Source organism: Nonlabens ponticola (assembly GCF_003966335.1).
Lineage (GTDB): Bacteria > Bacteroidota > Bacteroidia > Flavobacteriales > Flavobacteriaceae > Nonlabens > Nonlabens ponticola.
In genome coordinates this window covers 1,531,892-1,550,857 of sequence record NZ_CP034549.1, presented here as the reverse complement: position 1 = coordinate 1,550,857, position 18,966 = coordinate 1,531,892, and the positions used below count along the sequence as shown (strand labels likewise).

Genomic DNA, 18,966 nt, shown 5'->3' with positions numbered 1-18,966 from the left:
TAAAGATTTGATAGAATTAAAAAATGCCTTGAGAAAACCTTAAGGCATTTTTTTTATACGTTATATCGTGTTTACTCCACATAGTAATCACCAGCCGTCATTTCTTCTACCACACCTATTTCAGCAAGGTAGCGCTCTGCATCTAGGGCTGCCATACAGCCAGTTCCTGCAGCGGTAATGGCCTGTCTGTAAATTTTATCTTGTACATCACCACTGGCAAAAACACCTGGTAAGTTTGTTTTGGTAGATCCTGGTATTGTTTTCAAATAACCATCTTCACCCATGTCCAATTGGCCCTTGAATATATCTGTATTAGGCTTGTGTCCTATCGCAATGAAGATACCAGTGATCTCAATTTCAGTTTTCTCGTTGGTTTGGTTGTTGACCATACGCAAACCTTCGACCACTTGATCGCCTAGAACCTCATCAACTTCTGTGTTGTACATTACTGTTATGTTGTCAAGACTATTGACGCGATGTTGCATCGCTTTCGATGCTTTCATGTAGTCTTTACGGACTAGCATCGTTACAGATTTACAGATTTTGGCGAGATACGATGCCTCTTCTGCCGCTGTATCGCCAGCACCAACTATCGCAACATCTTGTCCTTTATAAAAGAAACCATCGCATACGGCACAGGCACTAACGCCACCACCGCGCAATCGTTGCTCACTAGGTAAGCCTAAGTATTTAGCGGATGCTCCAGTAGAAATGATTACCGTGTTTGCCTCTACGGTAGTTTTACCATCAATCACCACTTTGTGTATTCCACCTTCTTCGCTGGCAAAATCAACTTCGGTTGCCATGCCAAAACGTACTTCAGTGCCAAAACGCTCTGCCTGCTTCTTCAAATCTTCCATCATGGCTGGTCCGTCTATTCCGTCAGGATAGCCAGGGAAATTATCCACCTCGGTTGTAGTAGTCAATTGACCACCAGGCTCCATACCCGTGTACATCACAGGTTTCATATCTGCACGAGCTGCATAGATCGCCGCTGTATAACCTGCAGGACCAGAACCTATAATCAAACATTTGATTCTTTCAATTGTATCTGCCATCATTCAAATTTTGTCATACAAAAATAAGATACTTCTACCGCGATCTAGGGTCGTGATAATTGTTATTTATTATCACTTTATCAAACAACCTCATGCCGCTACCCTACTTTTGAAACATGCCTACCACCTACATCAATCCTATTACAAAAGAGCAAGCCACCATCCTTGAAACCAGTGCCGAAACCAATGGCGCATACACCTTAATCGAAGTAGAACTACAGCCCGATGGCGGCAATCCCATTCATTATCACAAACGATTTACTGAACACTTTATTCCGCAAAAAGGAACACTAGGAGTGCACTATCTAGGCAAGGAATTGAGGCTGTCGCCAGGTCAAGATTTCAAGGTGCCCGTGCCGGATAACCATAGATTCTACAATCCTACGGACAGGCCCATCGTTTTTCAAGCGCGGCTGGAACCAGGGTCGCCCGGATTTGAAAATTTTATGGCGGCACTTTTTGGATTGGTGCGAGACGGCAAAACCTTCAGCAGCAACCAGATTCCCTACAATCCGTTTTATGCCATCATATTACTCAAATGGGGCGACACACAAGTCGACTCACTACCGTTTAGACTGATGCTTCCTTTGTTGAATGTGTTGTTTACGCTTTCGCGAAAGCTAGGTTTTGAAAAAAAGCTTTACAATAAATATGTGAAGCAGTAAGACTATCAGGCTTCTCTGCAAGTGAGTTTTGTAATTAGAAACAGCTTGCAGGGATTTTTTAAAGGACGATCCTGCAAGGATTAAAGATTCATTATTTGAATGATTACGCTTTCGCGCCTGCCTGCCGGCAGGCAGGAAAGCGGTATATCTAGAAATAGATTAACCACCGACCAACATTCCTGTTTGCAACAACTCGCGCAAAGTTGTAACATTACGTTAACTAAATTTTTCCATGGAAAGTCAAAATATCAACCACGAGGACGAGAAAATTATAGAGAACAGAAAGCTGAATATTTGGGAAGCTTTGATACCCGTTGTTGCGCTGGTAATTATGCTAGCTATCAACGTCTACATTTTTGAGGATGATAGTCTTGGAGGTTCCAATCAGTTTGTACTACTCTTAGGAGCAACAGTCGCTGGGATTATAGGTTACTTTAATAAGGTTAGTTACAAGTCCATGATAGAAGAAGTAGCTCAAAATTTGAAGTCAACTACTGGTGCAATATTAATTCTATTGATGGTAGGTGCGCTTGCTGGAACCTGGTTTATTAGCGGTATTATTCCTAGCATGATTTATTATGGGATGGAAATCTTAAATCCCACAATTTTTTTAGCTGCCTGTGTAATCATTTGTGCGGTGATAAGCGTTTCCACTGGAAGTAGCTGGACGACCACCGCGACCGTAGGTATTGCCTTGATTGGAATTGCAGCTGCCTTAGACATAAGCGCAGGAATGACTGCTGGTGCTGTGTTGAGTGGCGCTTATTTTGGCGATAAATTAAGCCCTTTGAGCGACACGACAAATCTGGCACCAGCAATGGCTGGAACTGATTTGTTTACACATATAAAATATATGAGTTTAACGACTGTTCCCACTATATTGGTCACCTTAACAGCCTTTATAATTATAGGATTAACTTTTGATTCAGTCGGTGATGCGGACGTAACTAAATACCAAAAGGTGCTAGATGATACATTTAATATCACGCCATGGTTACTACTGGTGCCTGTTATCGTTATAGGATTGATAGTAAAGAAAGTCTCACCATTGCTTGCCTTGCTCATTGGGACTCTTTTAGCTGGAATATTTGCACTATTCTTTCAACCTGAATTGGTTCTTTTAGTTTCTGGTATGGAAGACTGGAACGCCATGAGCATGTATAAAGGCATTATGAATAGTATTACTGTAAAAGTGGAAGTGCCACCAATCACAAATGATTCTGTTCTTGCGGAAGAAATGAGTGATTTATTTAAAGGTAAAGGAATGGCAGAGATGCTAGGAACTATTTGGCTAATCATCTGCGCTATGGTATTTGGTGGTATCATGGATGCTATTGGGGCCTTAGCAACTATAAGTAGGGCACTGCTAAATTTGTTTGACAGTGTTTTCGGTTTATTTGCAAGTACTGTGGTGAGCTGTTTAGCGATCAATGTCACAGCTAGTGATCAATACCTAGCACTAGTAGTACCTGGCAAGATGTATTCGAGTGCATTCCGTGATAAAGGATTGGCGCCAGAAAATCTTTCTCGTACACTTGAAGACAGTGGAACCGTTACTAGTGCACTTATTCCTTGGAACACCTGTGGTGCATACCAGAGTGAAACATTAGGAGTGAGCGTAGGCGAATATTTTGTTTACGCCATATTCAATTGGCTATCACCTTTTATGACCTTGTTGTTTGCTGCGTTTAGGATTAAAATTAGGCAATTGAGCGGTACGCAAGCTATCGACTAAACAGTTTACGTAAACTTTTTGTATTTTTGTACGTAATTTTTTGTTATGGACAAGAAACTCACCTTAAGCTTGAATCAATTGATTATTGAACAGGCAAAACTATATGCCAAAAAGAATAAGACGAGCCTTTCAAAACTTATAGAGTCTTATCTGCAATCCGTGACTAAGCAAGACCAAGAAGAGAACCAAATCACACCATTGATTCAAAGTTTGAGCGGTGTGATAGAATTGGAGAACGATCTAGATGTCGCCAGTGATTATACTGATCATCTAGAAAAGAAGTATCAATGAAACGCTTGCTAGTTGACACCAATATCGTTATTGATCTATTAGCACAAAGAGAACCGTTTTACAAGGATGCTGCATTATTGTTTTCAAAGGCAGATAGACAAGAGGTTTCGTTATTTATATCATCACTATCATTTGCCAATACAAACTATATTTTGTCTAAATCCATGGCGGCTCGTGACGCTCGATCTATCTTACGAAAATTCAAAATCATAGTAGGTGTCTTATCTTTAGATGAGAAAATTATCGAGTTGGCATTAAACGACAATAATTTCAAAGATTTTGAAGACGGACTGCAGTATTACACAGCGGTTGAAAATCAGCTGGACATTATTATAACTAGAAATAAGAAAGATTTTAAATCAACAAACTTACCTATCATGAATGCTGGCGAATATCTAGCAAGTGGTAAGGTTTGAACACAAAAAATACCATGAAAAAAATATTACTACTATCGCTCGCTCTTGCAGCCTTTACATCCTGCAAAACCAAAAATGCAACTGATAATACTCCAGAAGTCTTCAAGGAAAATCTAGGCGATAACGACAACGCCATAGTAGAAACAAGCATTGGTGATTTAGAACTACCACCACCCTATCACAGTGAATCTGAAGTATTGGTGAGCAATGTAGTAGGCTGGAAAGATGGCAATAAACCCATCGCACCAGCAGGATTTCAAGTCAATGCTTTTGCAACGGATTTAAAACATCCGCGATGGACGTATGTGCATGAAAACAATGACATTTTTGTTGTAGAAAGCAACACGCGCAACAGTGCTAACCAAATCTCTCTCTTGCGCGATTCCAACGGCGATGGCACCGCAGATTATCGAGAAGTCTTTTTAAGTGGTTTGAATCAGCCATTTGGAATGTTGATCATTGATGACTATTTCTATGTAGCCAATACCGATGGTTTGTACCGCTATGCCTACAAGACAGGTCAAGAAAAATTGACTGGTGCTGGCGAGAAAATTCTGGACCTACCAGCTGGTGGTTACAACAATCACTGGACGCGTAATTTGATCACCAATGCAGATCAATCCAAGATCTATATCTCTGTAGGTTCAGGTAGCAATGTCGGTGAAAATGGCATGGAATACGAGGTGCGTCGCGCTACCATTCTTGAAATCAATCCTGATGGTTCTGGTGAGATAGAATATGCAACAGGCTTGAGAAATCCAGTAGGAATGGATTGGAATCCTATCACTGGTGAGCTTTGGACAGCGGTCAATGAGCGCGATAAATTGGGTAATAATCTAGTTCCAGATTATGCCACGAGCGTCAAGAAAGGTGGTTGGTATGGCTGGCCATACTCCTATTACGGTGAAATAAATGATCCACGATGGAGAAATGATCCACATCAAGAACTTGTAGATATAGCTATCGTTCCAGATGTGCCATTGGGATCTCATACAGCGTCCCTAGGTTTTGAATTTTACACGGCAGATCAATTTCCAGCAACCTATAAAAATGGAGCTTTCATAGGACAACATGGATCATGGAACCGCAAGCCATTGAGTGGTTACAAAGTGGTTTTCATTCCGTTTGATGCGGCCGGTAATCCGCAACCGCCGCAGGATTTCTTGACAGGTTTTACAGATCCTGATAGTGAGAAGGATGTCTATGGTCGTCCTGTAGGTGTTACCGTTCATAACGACGGTAGTTTGCTTGTTAATGATGATGATAGCGGTATCGTCTGGCGCGTGAGTGCGAAATAGGAAAAATGATTAACTTGTAAGGAACTATGATGCATCACTTAAAAGTGATGCATCTTTAATTTTGTCAATAAACAATCGAGAATGAAACATTCATTACAAATCATAGCTTGCAGCCTTTTATTCGCTACTTCTACAATCGCCCAAATCAATCCAGATCAAGTAGAAATAAAGACAACCCAACTCACAGATAATTTCTACATGCTGGAAGGTCGAGGCGGCAACATTCTCATTGCAGTAGCTAGTGATGAGGTCATGATGATTGATTCCCAATTTGCACCATTGAGTGATAAACTTAAAACGGCCATCGCTGCAATTACTGACAAGCCACTCACCTATCTTGTCAACACGCATCACCATGGCGATCACACTGGTGGTAATGAAAACTTTAATAACGAGAACCTAAATATCGTTGCTCAGGCAAACGTACTTAAGCGACTTCAAGAAGCTAATAAGCCAGATGGTTATTTGCCTGAAATAACTCTAGTTGAAGAAATGCGCATTGATCTACCAGACGAGAATGCTATGATCATCCATGTACACAATGCTCATACAGATGGCGATAGCTTTGTCTATTTCCCAAAGAGTAATGTCGTGCACATGGGCGATGTTTTCTTTAATGGTCGTTATCCGTACATAGATCTTAAGTCTGGCGGTAGCGTTAATGGATACATAGAAGCACAACAGCGGGTACTGGCCACCATTAATCCAGACACCCAAATCGTTCCAGGCCATGGTAACTTGGGAACCTATAAAGATCTTGTAGCTCATGTAAATATGCTTATGGACATACGCAGTCAGGTAAAACTGGCAATAGCACAAGAGAAATCACGTGAGCGCATCCTTGCAGATGAGAAAATCACCAAAAGATATGACGCTCAAGGCTATGGCAATGGCTTTATCAATCCAGAACGTTTGCGTGGTACCTTTTATGACAGCTTGATTTCCCTAGAAGAAGTAGATCAAGAATCTAAAAACTAAAACATGCGAGCCCTAGTCATTTCTGGTGGCGGCAGCAAGGGCGCATTTGCCGGTGGCGTCGCCCAATACCTCATTGAAGAACTCAAGCATGAGTATGATCTTTATCTAGGCACCAGCACTGGTAGCCTCTTGATATCGCACCTCGCACTAGGCATGATCGATAAGATCAAGCATGTCTATACTCATGTGAACCAGGATTCTATTTTTAGCTCGCGACCCTTTATAACCAAAATCGATAAATTCCAAGACCAAAGCATAAGCATCAATCACTGGAAAGTGCTGCGCAATTTTATGAAGGGCAGCAAGACCTTTGGCGAGAGTCATAATTTAAGAAAACTAATCAAAAAAACACTGACTGTTGCAGAGTTTCAACAATTGCAGCAATCTGGTAAAGAGGTGGTAGTTACCGTGAGCAACCTATCACTCAACGAGGTAGAGTATAAATCCATTAAGGATGTTACCTATGGGGATTTCATTGACTGGATCTGGATCTCATGCAATTACATACCATTTATGAGTCTAGTCAAGAAGAATGGCTGCGAGTATGCAGATGGCGGTTTTGGCAGTATGGTGCCTATCAAAGAAGCCATTGATCGCGGCGCTACTGTGGTTGATGTTATCATTCTTGAGACAGAGGTCACCTATTACAACTCGTTACCATCCACCAATGTATTCTCGTTACTCACAAGTCTACATGGCTTTATGATGGATCGCATTGAGAAACAAAACATCGCCATAGGCAAGTTTGCGGCAAATAATCACGACGCTATCATCAATCTATACTACACGCCTACGGTACTCACTGTCAATTCATTAATCTTTAAAAAAGAGAAGATGACGCAATGGTGGCAGCGCGGCTATGACTATGCCGCGCAAAAAAATATAGACCTCAACGAGATCAAACCTGAATCTTGATTGATAGCAATAAGCTATCGTGTTTAATACTCCTTATAGATACTGGCTATCGCTTTATTATCTTATAAGATTGTGATGTTTTAGCTTTCGCGAAAGCGTGACCTAAATTTGCAGCATTACAAACAACATAATAAAAATTACAAAATGGCTATAGTAGGAAGACAGTTTCCAGATGTACACGTGGATGCAATGAATGAAATGGGTGATACCTTTAAATTGAATGTGCTCGAGGAAGCAAAAAACAATAACAAGAAAGTACTTTTATTCTGGTATCCAAAGGATTTCACCTTTGTATGCCCAACGGAACTCCACGCTTTTCAAGAAGCTCTAGGTGAGTTTGAGAAAAGAAACACGATCGTTATAGGTGCGTCATGTGACACGCCAGAGGTGCATTTTGCCTGGTTGAACACTGCCAAGGATGATGGTGGAATCGAAGGTGTGACTTACCCAATACTTGCAGATACCAATCGCAACCTTGCTAATTTATTAGACATTCTAGATGTTGAGCAAGAGTACAATGACGATTTAGAAGGTTACCTACTTACAGGTGATAACGTGACTTACCGTGCGACTTACCTAATTGATGAAGAAGGTACCGTATTTCATGAAGGTGTAAACCACATGCCTGTAGGACGCAATGTGAATGAATTCTTGCGCATGATAGACGCGTATGCTCACGTGCAGAAAAACGGTGAGGTATGTCCAGCAAACTGGGAAGAAGGAAAAGACGCTATGCAGGCAAACCGCAAGGCGACCGCAGAGTATCTTTCTGCCAACTAAGTTGACTTTAATCAAGGCGATAGGTGATTCTTTACCTATCGCTTTTTGTTTAATAATAAATTTATAATATATGAAAACTCTTGAACAAGATAACCTACAGGAAATCGTTGCCAGCAATGATAAAGTAGTCGTGCAATACATGGCTAGTTGGTGCGGTAACTGTCGATTGATGAAACCAAAATTTAAAAAATTGGCCGGTGAGAATGAAGACACCATTTTTATCCTTGCCGATGCCGAGAAGTTTCCAGAATCACGCAAACTAGCAACGGTAGACAATTTACCAACCTTTGCAACTTTCAAAAACGGAAGCTTTGTAAACCAATTGCAGACTAACAAATTTGATAACCTTAAAGACTTAGTCAATGAAGTTACCAGTAATTAGACACCTTCAAAAAGGCGCTACCAAGGAGCAACTTGAAACTACGCTAGAAGTTCTCGAGCACTTTACAGAGCACAGATCTGTGACCGATGAGGAAATGGACGTGGTAGGTGAACTCGTAACAAACATTTGTGGTGCTATTGAGGTTCACCATAATGTGGAGCAAGGAATGAGCGGCGTTGAGGCGTCCAATGCTTTTGCCCAAAAAGTGATGGGTAGCATCGATAGATAAATAAGTTGTAAGATGTTTGTCTGTTACCGCTTTCGCGAAAGCGTAATCACGACGAGCATATCAACACTTATTAAAAATAGGAAGCCCAACCAGCAATGGTTGGGTTTTTATTTTCTGGCATAAACTGCGGTGATCACCTCTGCGTCTATTCCTGAAGATGTGTTCAATAAAGGTGACGATGAAGAGCTAGAAATTTTTTGAACCAATGTGAGGTTGCCTTCAAGGTCGTTGCCTATGATCGTCTTCGTGCCTTCGGAAGCTAGTAAGATTGGAAATAATGGTAAGAATCGGCTACGTTTACGCAAGACAAAGTATTTACCTTTTTGCTTGCCTTTAAATAGTAGGCTATCCTCTTTACGACCATCTCGATAGAGCGTTGCAATAAGTTCGCGATCAGATGGCACATTAATCTTGACCTGTGTGCGGTAGGCGCTGTGCGGGATATCTTTATTGTATCTGGCGCGATACAAATCTTGCCACAAACTAACTTTTTGATTTTCTGAGACTTCGTTTTCATAGCTGCCCTCTAGGTTCTTATCATAGTAGTATGTGGTCTCGTTAGGATCTTGCTTGGCTAGTTGTTTATAGCTGGTACAGCTGCTTACAATGGTAATAGTGAGCAGCAAGAGTATAATTCTGGGCATGGTGATGGATTTCAAATAGGCAAGATCTGTATCAAATCGCATGCCGCGGTGTTAACGCCACTTTAATCATTTCGACTTGATTGAAAGCATACCTTTGGGTAAAGCCTAAGATCATGAAAAGAATTACCCTACTATTCATAGCTGTATTTACCTTGCAATCCTGTGCTGAGCTGCAACAAATCGCCAGCCAGTTGCCACAAGGTGGAGCATTATCTCAAGCGGACATAGGAAATGGTTTACGCCAGGCATTAGATAAGGGAATTAATCAGCAGGTAACCACGCTCATGCGTACAGATGGTTTTTATAAGAATGATCTGGTAAAGATTTTATTACCGCAAGAATTACAGGACGTAGATAGCGGACTGCGCAAAATAGGTCTAGGCAGCGTTGCAGATGAAGGTCTCAAACTACTCAACCGTGCTGCTGAAGAGGCCACCAAAGAGGCACTACCAATTTTTGTAGATGCCGTGAAGGACATCACATTCAATGATGCCAAGAACATATTATTAGGTGATCAACGTGCCGCCACCAGCTATCTGGAACAAAAGACGTTAGAGACTTTATATAGCAAATTCTCACCAGTGATTGATCGCAACCTGAGTGAAGTAGGTGCCACAAAGTTATGGGGCGATGCAATTTCTAGATACAACACCATTCCTTTATTGAATGACGTTGATCCTGATTTGACAAATTATGTCACTCAAAAAGCGCTGGAAGGTGTATTCACTATGATCGCTCAAGAGGAAATATTGATACGTGAAAATGTCAATCAACGTACTACCGATTTATTGAGAAGAGTCTTTGCATTGCAGGACTAACAACGTTTTAAATGTTTTTTAACAATCAATTGTTAAAGTGTTAGCTAGAGATATCTAACAATAAATTTACATTCGTTCCTGAACTGAGTAAGAAGTATCCATGAGCATAGAGGAAAAGAAAGAGGTACAAGATCAAATAGCAAAGAAAGAATCTAAGTACTGCAACTTAATGAGAAAATCGTTTGAGGTTGCTGCTACTAATAGAGAGAAGAGTAACCAAATTCACGAAAGAGCAATGCAAATTTTCCGTGAAATAACTGAAGCTAAAAGAAAGCTAGACTACGCTTAATCTCATGGAGATTAGAGCAAGCCTCTAGCTTTTATCTCTAAATATTTATTAATCGTATTCACTGTAAGATCCTGTGGTTTTGTAAGGATCGTTTGAATACCATAATTATTTAGCTCATTTACAACGAGCTTTTTTTCATACCTAAACTTTTGGGCAATCGTTTGTTGAAATACCTGTCGGGTATTTTCAGTTTCTAGATCGGTAAGCTTTTTAAGCTCTGTATTTTCAAAGAAAATAACTACCAACAAATGGTTCTTTGCAATAGCCTGTAAGTATGGCAATTGTCTATGTAGAGCGTCTAGTGTTTCAAAATTACTGTACAACAATAGCAAACTGCGTTGTGTAATTCTACGTTTGATATCGATGTATAATCTTGAGAAATCACTCTCTTTAAAATCTGTATCCAAATTGTAAAGCGTTTCAAGGATGACATTCATTTGTGAGGAGCGTTTTTGAGCCATCACTTGATTTTGAACCTTATCTGAGAAACTAAACATTCCTGCCTTATCACCTTTTTTCAAGGCGATATTAGATATGACTAGCGTTGCATTTATTGCATAATCGACAAGTTTCATGCCTTCAAAAGGCATTTTCATCACGCGGCCTTTGTCAATCACGCTATATACCGGTTGTGATTTCTCATCCTGATATTGATTGATCATCAAGGAATTACGCTTAGCTGATGCTTTCCAATTGATATTGCGCACGTCATCACCTTGTGTGTAATCCTTAATCTGCTCAAATTCCATGGTGTGCCCTATCCTGCGTATTTTTTTTATACCATAATCACGCAGTTTGTTGGTGAAGGCCATGAGCTCATACTTACGCATTTGAAGAAATGACGGATAATTGGGCACCATTGCATCGCTATCAAATCGATATCGACGCTTGATAAAACCTATGTCGCTGATTGCATAAATGTTTAGTGACCCAAAATGGTACTCACCTCGATCCACTGGTCTTGCCTCATACATAGAAGTATGTGTACCGCCAGCGGCTAGATCATTCATTAATTTAAAATCACGCTTCTGGAATTGAACGGGCAATTCATCCACGATCTCTACTTTGATCTTGTAAGGATAATTATTGACTACGGTTATATGAACTGGATTATCATCACCATTGGAAAATTTCTCTGGCAATATGCGAGTTGCGTCAATGCCGCTAGCACGATATAATAAAAGCATATCCACTAGAAATAATCCCAGCAGAATGTAAACACCTATCATGGCGTATCCTTCTAATCTTCTAAAGAAAAAACTTAGAATAAAGAATACCACCTGACAAATGATGACCGTGAATAATCTAGGCGTTAAATAAATGCTCTTATAAAATCTCTTCACTAGCGAGGTATTTCAATCGTTTCTAGGATTTGAGCGATAGCTTTGTCTGCCGTGAAGCCTTCCATCTCACGTTCTGGTGTGAGAATGATACGATGTCTCATGACAGCCTTGGCGATGTACTTCACATCGTCTGGTGTGACAAAATCACGACCCATTATCGCTGCATACGCCTTTGAACCATTCATGATAGCAATGGATGCTCTTGGTGATGCGCCTAAATACAGATTGGCATTATTGCGAGTATTCAATACAATTTGTGCGATGTATTTGATCAAGGCTGGCTCAACTATTATTCCTTTCACAGTTAGCTGATGATCAGCAATTTCCTGTGCTGTCATGATGCCTGTAATCATGGATTCAGGATCAGCGTTTTTACGGTTATGATTCCCTTCAAGAATTTGGATTTCTTCATCTAGATCTGGGTAATCCACATTGATCTTGAATAAGAAACGGTCTAGCTGGGCTTCTGGCAGTCTGTAGGTTCCTTCTTGTTCTACTGGATTTTGTGTAGCAAATACTAGAAAAGGATTCTCTAATGCATATTCCTTACCATCAATGGTTACTTGGCGTTCTGCCATTGCTTCAAAGAGCGCAGCCTGTGTTTTGGCTGGTGCGCGATTGATCTCATCAATAAGAATGATGTTTGAGAAAATAGGCCCAGCCTTAAACTCAAATTCATTATCCTTCATGGAGAAAACTGAAGTTCCCAAAATATCACTAGGCATTAAATCTGGCGTGAATTGGATTCTTGAGAAGTCTACTTGCATGGTTTTGGCAAGTAACTTAGCAGTCACAGTTTTTGCCACACCTGGTACACCTTCTATTAGTGAGTGTCCATTGGCAAGGATGGATACAATCAACAAATCAATCATTTCTTCTTGACCTACGATCACCTTGCGCAACTCTTCTTTGATTTGCTTTACCGCATTAGATAATTGAGAAAGATCAACTCTTGATGAGAAGTTTATCTCGTTATCCTCTGTATCTTCCTTAGGTACATCAGAAACAATCTCGTCCGCTATCGGGCTATCCTTTAAAGCGTTATTACCGTCATCTGGTTTGTGTACATGCTGCTGTTGTGCAGCATCTGGTAATTTGTTTTCCTCATCATTGCTTGATGGGTTGGTATTGTCGTGATCTTGCATGATTTTTATGAATTAAAAGCTTCAATACGTCTGGTGAGTTGTGTCAACTCATGCTCATAATTGATACTTTTAGATTTAAGTAATTTGATATAGTTAATAATGTCTGCCGTTTGCTTGACTGACTTTCCTGATTTGACCGCTAGTCTATTCATAAACACGTCGTTCAATTCTTGAGTATTCAGATAATATCGCGATCGTATATTCTCTAGAAAAAACAATATTTTCTTATCGACGATCGCGTCATAATCACCACTTTCAAAATAAAGATCGCCTATGGTTTTAGTGAAATCAACTGTTGCATTCTCTAACGGTTTTACCACAGGCACAATACGTTGCTCTCGCTTGCTTACAAAAATTATATATAATAAAATCGCGACGATCGCCAGGTAATAAGCGGCACTCAATGCACTATCTGATAGTATAAATCGCACAGGCGATTGTATCACCTTGCGACCGGACTTACCATAATCATCAAAATACACATCGCCATCGTTAAGGTAAGACATAGCCTCGGCCACATAGTTTTCCTTACCATTGAGCATATAATAGTTAGAAAATGCAATAGGATTCAAGTGATAATAGATAGCACCATCACCTACTCTAGTCTCTACAAAGTTTACCTGTGGTGTTTTGCGAGTTTTAAGCTCTGCCAGTTGCATTTCCTCAAAAGACTGTTCTGCTTCTTCCTGTTCTTCCTTTTCCTCGTCTGTCCAGTCTTCTCTATCTAGTTCTTCTTCATCGTCGCTATCGCCCATGATCAATTCTTCCAGATAGGTTGATTGAGGGTTGAAAGCTAGTACCTCACCTAATACCTTAGAATTGAGCGTATCATAACTCTCAAAATATCGGTATGAGCCTTCACGTGAATACACATAGCTACGATCCTTGAATTTCTCATTGACTAGTCTTGTGCGCAACGTATCTTCTGCTCCATAACTGTAAAAAGATCCAGAATTAGTTTCTAGCTTCAAGGTATCTGCCATAGCACCAAAAGCGGATCCTGCAGAGATAAAAACCTTATTACCACGAGCTGCAAATTCCATCAAATAATCAGTCTCTACCTCATCAAAAACGAGATAGTCATTCAAGAAAATATAGTTAGCATCAGTCAGATCAATATTCTCTCGCAAGAAATCAATAGGAACCTGATCGATGGCTTTTACCTGAGCATCGGGAAACATCTCATCTAGATTATCATAAAAAACATAACCGCCTAATGGGATTTTATCACCGCTGGTGTAACTGGGCCTCCAATTTACAGGCTTGGGACGTGTGCTTTCTAACACTACCAGACCTATCAGGACAACTAGCATAGCGTATAGAATGAATTTGGTACGTTTATCCATCAAGCAGCTGTTTTCTTAATGTCATTAAACTGCACCAACGCCTGATCATACACTTTTCTATCCACTGCAAATTCACCATACCATACATGATCGTATAGATATGAAATGCGTTTGAATTGATCCTTTACTTCTTGTTTTTTAATCTCTCGATAATAGTCGGCATTGGTCTTTTGATAATCCCAAACAATCACGCCAGCGGCACTTAATTTTTTGAGGACGTTGAGATATTGATAACGTATGGCGCTGCGATAATCGTTACCATTTACCGCATCGGCGATCAATTTGTTTAAATCGATTTCTTCAATGTGCGTCTCTCCAGCTCGTATGCTGGCTTTTTTCTTACCTGCTTTGATGGTAAGCCCAGACGCCTGTTCCTTACCTAGTAATCTAACCAATAAATAAATAGCCAGTGCAGCAAATAATACATATACCGTGTATTGTAAAAACTTAAGCCAAAACGGACTGAGCTCTACACCAAAAATGGATGCAATACCCTGGAACAACCATTCAAAAAACTCTTCAAACACATTGTTGACGTCGTTTGTGGTGTCTGTGTAGTCAAAATCGGCACCCGTATAATTATCTGCAAGATCGGCTGGTAATGCTCGTGCCTCAACGGCTCTTTGGTCGTAGTCACGATCCAGCGTGTCAGTGATTTGTCGAGGACGTTGCTCTATTTGTGGCACTAGATCTTGTAGTGATTGCGCTTTCGCGAAAGCGGAACCCAAAACAATCAACATGAACATTATATATTTCATGCGGTAGTTCCCAATTTTTCAATACGCGAGCGTAAATAGATGTTATTCTTTGTCTCGTGCAGGTTGAAATATAGAAAAGCATTCATGATCTGTGACAGCATCTGTATAAACATAACGATGACACAAAATGCAGTTACCACAAGTATGATTAAGATCTGTAAAAACAAGTTATCACCAAATTCCTGTGGTGAGTCAATGACTAAATATGCGGTGGTACCCAACAAAATAGTAGGTACGATGCTCATAGCTGCAAAACCTAGTTGCAGTAAAATTCCAACGATAAAATTGGCGCCAATTGCTTTCCAAAATCCTGAAAATAAAAGCGTCCATACCTCGCCAAAAGCATCAAAAACGTTGTGATTCTCATTATGCACGTAGCTAAAAATACTCATACTAATCCAGCTATTGAGACCAAAACTTACTACCAACGATGCTAATAATCCTAAAACAGGAATAAAGCCTAATACGACTTGTAATATCGCGTTGATAAAATAAATGACCACCAGACACAACATGAACAAGAACATACCGAACAGATGACCTTTGGCAAGTCTCCACACTTTCTTACGATCTAGATTGTTGACCTTTTCTTGCTCATATAATGACACATATGCACTGGATAGCGCATAATTAAACATGGAGGCCAAAATGATAAAACCAAACAAAGCGATGAGAGAAACTGCAATTAAAATAAAGGCCGTATCCTCGTCGCCGCCGGTAATCGAGATCATCGTTACATCAACTATTCCCGTTATTAAGAAATAAACGCTGATGAGAAACAGGATGAAAAATATCCCATTATAACCTATAAACACACTGATGAGACCGCGTAGGTTTCCTCTTAAAAATTCAAAAAAGGCCGAGATGACGCCACCAAAGTCTCTTCTAAGCCGTGGTTCTATGTATGGTTGCATGTTTTTTCTTGAGATATAAAGGGTAGAGTACATAATACCCTAAAATGATTGCCGCGCTCACAAGGAGAATAGCGTACTTGATAATCGATGGCATGAACGCATATCTGGTTACAAAGCCCTCGATAAAGCCTGCAATGATAAATAAAGGTACCGTACTCATCATGACCTTGAGCCCATTTTTTGCACCACGAGTAAATGAAGTAATCCTGCTATACGTTTTAGGAAACAGTAGCGAGTTACCCATGATCATTCCTGCGGCACCACATACTACAATAACTGATAGCTCAATGGTACCGTGCAACATGATCACACTCCATGATTCTAGACTTACATTCTCAAGCGCAAAAAGACTGAAAAATGTTCCAACCATAATTCCATTTGAAAACAAAATGTAACTGGTCCCTATAGAAGTAAGGATACCCAATGCAAAACAGAACATGCCTACTTTGATATTATTGACCGTGATCGCGATAAACATCCCAAACGCACCATCCTGCTGATAAACGCCTGTAGGATTACCATCACGTATATTTTCAAGCGTCATGTTGACGTAACTATCACCCAAGATCAATCGCGAGAAAGAATCGTCATTTAATGTACTGATCGTTCCTATGGCTACTGCCACCATAAATATCAAAAAGGCAAATCCTAAGGTCTTTAAATGGTCTGCGAAAAACAATGGGAATTCATAGGAGAAAAAGTCCCATATCTTATTACCACTTTCTTTCTTATTCTTATAAATCTTCTGGTGCGCCTGTGATGCCAGCGAGTTGAGATACAGCAGTGTCTTACTTTCTTGATAGTAAGTCTGTGCAAACGAGAGGTCGTTGGTTAACTGTATGTAAAGATCTGCAAGGCGATCTGCGGCAATGTTAGAATTAGCATCCAGCGCGCGCTCAAATGCGATCCATTTTTCTTTATTTTGCTTCACAAAAGCAGCCTCACGCATTCTTGTAGTTTTGGCTAAAGATAAAAACTAAATACAGCATGTCAAACACTGCCGTAAATACTGCCCAAAATGTAAACATCAACTACACAGTTGCCAGTCTGGGCTATCGTATACTGGCGTTTTTGATCGATCTCGTCGTCTTGGGAGTTTACGTATCTGCCCTAGCATATGTGTTTTCTAACCTTGAAAATGCTCTAGACCGATTCACCTCTATTGGATTGTATCAACTATTGTTTTTACCCATTGCCTTTTACTCACTCATCTTCAACATCATTTTTAACGGTAAAACGGTTGGAAAATTTGTTTTACAGTTGCGCACGGTAAAGGTTGACGGCTCACCTGCCACGTGGAGCGATTATTTTATCACCTGGATCATGCGGCTAGTTGATTTATGGCTTACTGGACCTGGAGTTGCAATCATCTCAATTATTTTTACCGATAAAAACCAACGATTGGGCGGCATCGCATCAAATACGATCGTCATTGACACACGCAAGAAGACCAAAATCTCTCACACTATACTTGAACAAGTACGCGAGGACTATAAGCCTACTTTCATTACCGCACATCAATTGACAGATCCCACAATAAACGAGGCAAAGGAAATCTATCGTCTTGCCGGGCAAAGCCGTGATTATGCAGCGCTCAAATTGCTACGCTTGCGCCTGGAAGAATTATTGGGCATCAAATCAGAGCTGCGCGATGGTGAATTTGTACGTACGCTGCTCAAGGATTACACTTATCTCACACAAGGAAATTAAATGAATATCATAGAAATTATGGACTTGCTGGGCACGATCGCCTTTGCAGTCTCGGGCGCACTTGCTGCATTTTCAAAACGACTGGATGCCTTTGGTATCGTGATTATTGCATTTGTCACATCAGCTGGTGGTGGTACGTTGCGCGACATATTGATAGGTGTCAAACCTGTTTCCTGGATGACAAATATGAACCTAGTGTACACCATATTGATATGTGTGGTAATCACTTTTATCTTTAGAACCTGGTTACTCAAGCTGCGTAAAACCTTATTCCTATTTGACGCCATAGGTATAGGTCTTTATACCATCGTTGGTGTCGAAATGGGAATCCAAACAGGACTCCATCCATTTATCTGTATTACATTGGGTTGTATCACGGCCTGTTTTGGTGGTGTGATACGTGATATTCTCGTTAATGAGATTCCAGTAATCTTCCGTAAAAATGTGTATGCTACGGCCTGTATTTTTGGTGGTGGCGTTTACTTTTTATTATTGAAAGTAGGTATGCTAGAGCAATTTGTGTTTCCTATATCTGCCATTGCCGTTATTGCCATGCGCGTGCTAGCGGTTGTCTTCAAATGGCAGCTACCTAGCCCGTATGGCAAGGCTGGTGGTGCACAAGGAATGCAGACTAGGTTTTAAAGGAAAGAAAGATTTGAAAAAGAAATTTAGAACTTCTACTGTAATAATGTGGCTCTTTGTTATTCTATCGACCATTTCGTGCGAAAGCGAAAAAAACGAGAGTAAGAAGTATCATGAAATTAGCTTTACGGCATCAAATATTATTTTAGAAAAATGGAATGTGGACAGCATTGATTCTATCTCCTACGTACAAGAAACGATCGATGAGAAAGGAAGAGTTACAGAATTAAGATTTTACAACTATAAACACGAATTAGACTGGGCAGGATCTGGATTCTACGGCGGTCCTATAATAAGATATGACTATACTGATCAAAAAATAATCGAGACATTTTTTAGCGCAGAAAATGAAATTGCGAACGACTTTCAAACTTCAGAAGTACCCTATCGCCACGTTTATCAATTAAATTCTGATAATCAAATTATCGACATCAAACAATATTACAAAATTGACTTTGAGTGGACTGACCAAAGTTTTGAAGAAACAATTGATCATTTGAAATTTTACAAGCCGTATAAGGAAGACGGTAGTGAACTTAAAAGCGTTTTTGGATATAATTATAGCCATTCTAAGATGGGTGGTATAGACCCACGTGTAAATTAGCAGTAA

General features: G+C 40.2%; 23 protein-coding genes. 15 read left to right on the top strand and 8 right to left on the bottom strand.

The window, feature by feature from the left end; genetic code table 11:
• Positions 1 to 71: 71 nt before the first annotated feature.
• The gene (gene trxB / locus EJ995_RS07010; protein ID WP_126446993.1) at positions 72 to 1,058 is read right to left on the bottom strand and encodes a thioredoxin-disulfide reductase; all 987 of its coding nucleotides are present in this window, start codon (positions 1,056 to 1,058) and stop codon (positions 72 to 74) included.
• A 116-nt stretch (positions 1,059 to 1,174) separates the two neighbouring features.
• On the opposite strand from trxB, the gene EJ995_RS07005 reads away from it, so the two are divergent.
• The 10 genes from EJ995_RS07005 to EJ995_RS06960 all read left to right on the top strand — a co-directional run bounded on the left by EJ995_RS07005 (position 1,175) and on the right by EJ995_RS06960 (position 8,747).
• Positions 1,175 to 1,723 carry a cupin domain-containing protein gene (locus EJ995_RS07005; RefSeq protein WP_126446991.1) on the top strand — a complete coding sequence of 183 codons (549 nt, stop codon included), beginning with the start codon at positions 1,175 to 1,177 and terminating at the stop codon, positions 1,721 to 1,723.
• 232 nt (positions 1,724 to 1,955) lie between these two features.
• A complete protein-coding gene (locus EJ995_RS07000) occupies positions 1,956 to 3,458 on the top strand; it encodes a Na+/H+ antiporter NhaC family protein (RefSeq protein WP_126446989.1) in 1,503 nt (500 codons plus the stop codon).
• Positions 3,459 to 3,503: 45 nt separating this feature from the next.
• Positions 3,504 to 3,749: a DUF6364 family protein gene (locus tag EJ995_RS06995; protein ID WP_126446987.1), complete on the top strand. Its 246-nt coding sequence runs from the start codon at positions 3,504 to 3,506 to the stop codon at positions 3,747 to 3,749.
• Complete coding sequence (locus EJ995_RS06990; protein WP_126446985.1) at positions 3,746 to 4,165, top strand: type II toxin-antitoxin system VapC family toxin; 420 nt, start codon at positions 3,746 to 3,748, stop codon at positions 4,163 to 4,165. Before EJ995_RS06995 ends, EJ995_RS06990 begins: the two co-directional genes overlap by 4 nt.
• Before the next feature lie 14 nt (positions 4,166 to 4,179).
• A complete protein-coding gene (locus EJ995_RS06985; RefSeq protein ID WP_126446983.1) occupies positions 4,180 to 5,463 on the top strand; it encodes a PQQ-dependent sugar dehydrogenase in 1,284 nt (427 codons plus the stop codon).
• Positions 5,464 to 5,544: 81 nt separating this feature from the next.
• The gene (locus EJ995_RS06980; RefSeq protein WP_126446980.1) at positions 5,545 to 6,441 is read left to right on the top strand and encodes an MBL fold metallo-hydrolase; all 897 of its coding nucleotides are present in this window, start codon (positions 5,545 to 5,547) and stop codon (positions 6,439 to 6,441) included.
• A 3-nt stretch (positions 6,442 to 6,444) separates the two neighbouring features.
• Positions 6,445 to 7,356: a patatin-like phospholipase family protein gene (locus EJ995_RS06975; protein ID WP_126446978.1), complete on the top strand. Its 912-nt coding sequence runs from the start codon at positions 6,445 to 6,447 to the stop codon at positions 7,354 to 7,356.
• A gap of 144 nt (positions 7,357 to 7,500) precedes the next feature.
• The gene (locus tag EJ995_RS06970) at positions 7,501 to 8,136 is read left to right on the top strand and encodes a peroxiredoxin (protein WP_126446976.1); all 636 of its coding nucleotides are present in this window, start codon (positions 7,501 to 7,503) and stop codon (positions 8,134 to 8,136) included.
• A 70-nt stretch (positions 8,137 to 8,206) separates the two neighbouring features.
• The gene (locus EJ995_RS06965; protein ID WP_126446974.1) at positions 8,207 to 8,518 is read left to right on the top strand and encodes a thioredoxin family protein; all 312 of its coding nucleotides are present in this window, start codon (positions 8,207 to 8,209) and stop codon (positions 8,516 to 8,518) included.
• Positions 8,499 to 8,747 (top strand): DUF6952 family protein, encoded by a 249-nt coding sequence (locus EJ995_RS06960; protein WP_126446973.1) that lies wholly within the window; start codon positions 8,499 to 8,501, stop codon positions 8,745 to 8,747. Before EJ995_RS06965 ends, EJ995_RS06960 begins: the two co-directional genes overlap by 20 nt.
• A gap of 107 nt (positions 8,748 to 8,854) precedes the next feature.
• Here the strand turns inward: EJ995_RS06960 and EJ995_RS06955 are convergent, their stop codons facing one another.
• Positions 8,855 to 9,433 (bottom strand): hypothetical protein, encoded by a 579-nt coding sequence (locus EJ995_RS06955; RefSeq protein WP_126446971.1) that lies wholly within the window; start codon positions 9,431 to 9,433, stop codon positions 8,855 to 8,857.
• A gap of 71 nt (positions 9,434 to 9,504) precedes the next feature.
• Here EJ995_RS06955 and EJ995_RS06950 point away from each other — a divergent pair, with 71 nt between their 5' ends.
• Both EJ995_RS06950 and EJ995_RS06945 read left to right on the top strand, forming a co-directional pair.
• The gene (locus EJ995_RS06950) at positions 9,505 to 10,209 is read left to right on the top strand and encodes a DUF4197 domain-containing protein (protein ID WP_126446969.1); all 705 of its coding nucleotides are present in this window, start codon (positions 9,505 to 9,507) and stop codon (positions 10,207 to 10,209) included.
• Positions 10,210 to 10,309: 100 nt separating this feature from the next.
• A complete protein-coding gene (locus EJ995_RS06945; protein WP_126446967.1) occupies positions 10,310 to 10,498 on the top strand; it encodes a Lacal_2735 family protein in 189 nt (62 codons plus the stop codon).
• 11 nt (positions 10,499 to 10,509) lie between these two features.
• Here EJ995_RS06945 and EJ995_RS06940 read toward each other — a convergent pair whose 3' ends face one another.
• The 6 genes from EJ995_RS06940 to EJ995_RS06915 are packed head-to-tail and all read right to left on the bottom strand — an operon-like array spanning position 10,510 to position 16,953.
• Positions 10,510 to 11,841: a DUF58 domain-containing protein gene (locus EJ995_RS06940; protein ID WP_126446965.1), complete on the bottom strand. Its 1,332-nt coding sequence runs from the start codon at positions 11,839 to 11,841 to the stop codon at positions 10,510 to 10,512.
• On the bottom strand, positions 11,841 to 12,986 hold the full coding sequence (locus tag EJ995_RS06935; protein ID WP_206482229.1) for an AAA family ATPase: 1,146 nt from the start codon (positions 12,984 to 12,986) through the stop codon (positions 11,841 to 11,843). The genes EJ995_RS06940 and EJ995_RS06935 overlap by 1 nt, the downstream gene beginning before the upstream one ends.
• 5 nt (positions 12,987 to 12,991) lie before the next feature.
• Complete coding sequence (locus EJ995_RS06930; RefSeq protein WP_164549887.1) at positions 12,992 to 14,332, bottom strand: DUF4350 domain-containing protein; 1,341 nt, start codon at positions 14,330 to 14,332, stop codon at positions 12,992 to 12,994.
• On the bottom strand, positions 14,332 to 15,090 hold the full coding sequence (locus tag EJ995_RS06925) for a hypothetical protein (RefSeq protein ID WP_126446961.1): 759 nt from the start codon (positions 15,088 to 15,090) through the stop codon (positions 14,332 to 14,334). The genes EJ995_RS06930 and EJ995_RS06925 overlap by 1 nt, the downstream gene beginning before the upstream one ends.
• Positions 15,087 to 16,004 (bottom strand): hypothetical protein, encoded by a 918-nt coding sequence (locus EJ995_RS06920; protein WP_126446959.1) that lies wholly within the window; start codon positions 16,002 to 16,004, stop codon positions 15,087 to 15,089. Before EJ995_RS06920 ends, EJ995_RS06925 begins: the two co-directional genes overlap by 4 nt.
• On the bottom strand, positions 15,976 to 16,953 hold the full coding sequence (locus tag EJ995_RS06915; protein ID WP_126446957.1) for a stage II sporulation protein M: 978 nt from the start codon (positions 16,951 to 16,953) through the stop codon (positions 15,976 to 15,978). The genes EJ995_RS06920 and EJ995_RS06915 overlap by 29 nt, the downstream gene beginning before the upstream one ends.
• 38 nt (positions 16,954 to 16,991) lie before the next feature.
• Here EJ995_RS06915 and EJ995_RS06910 point away from each other — a divergent pair, with 38 nt between their 5' ends.
• From EJ995_RS06910 to EJ995_RS06900, 3 genes are read left to right on the top strand one after another with little or no spacing between them, the layout of a single operon-like run.
• A complete protein-coding gene (locus EJ995_RS06910; RefSeq protein ID WP_126446955.1) occupies positions 16,992 to 17,714 on the top strand; it encodes an RDD family protein in 723 nt (240 codons plus the stop codon).
• Positions 17,715 to 18,356, top strand: coding sequence for a trimeric intracellular cation channel family protein (locus tag EJ995_RS06905; protein ID WP_126446953.1), 642 nt, complete (start codon positions 17,715 to 17,717; stop codon positions 18,354 to 18,356).
• Positions 18,313 to 18,960 (top strand): hypothetical protein, encoded by a 648-nt coding sequence (locus EJ995_RS06900; protein ID WP_126446951.1) that lies wholly within the window; start codon positions 18,313 to 18,315, stop codon positions 18,958 to 18,960. The genes EJ995_RS06905 and EJ995_RS06900 overlap by 44 nt, the downstream gene beginning before the upstream one ends.
• Positions 18,961 to 18,966: the final 6 nt, after the last annotated feature.